This window comes from Paraburkholderia sp. SIMBA_027, assembly GCF_046535315.1.
GTDB classification, from domain to species: domain Bacteria; phylum Pseudomonadota; class Gammaproteobacteria; order Burkholderiales; family Burkholderiaceae; genus Paraburkholderia; species Paraburkholderia tropica.
On sequence record NZ_JAWRWY010001129.1, the window covers coordinates 1 to 253 of the forward strand.

Below are 253 nucleotides of genomic sequence, written 5' to 3' on the forward strand. Positions count from 1 at the left end.
GGAGAAATCCAGTGGGTTGGAGACATCCAGCAGGACCTTTCCCTGGAGGTTCGCCGGACCGGCCTCCGCCAAGGCGGCCAAACTCACTGTGCCCGGTGTGGCGTTCACCAACAGTTCCGAGTTGCTCGCGGCCTCGCTGAATGATCCTGCACGGGCAAGGGCGCCGGATCGCGCGGCCCACTCGACGCCCGTGGGATTGCCGGACTCCCGGGAACCCATAAAGACCTCATGTCCAAGGGAGACCAACGCGCTG

At 64.8% G+C, this 253-nt stretch carries 1 protein-coding gene; it reads right to left on the minus strand.

What is annotated here, in order from left to right:
• The coding region (locus SB764_RS42645; RefSeq protein ID WP_410867129.1) for an NAD(P)-binding domain-containing protein at positions 1-246 on the minus strand (246 nt) is incomplete at its 3' end.
• Positions 247-253: the final 7 nt, after the last annotated feature.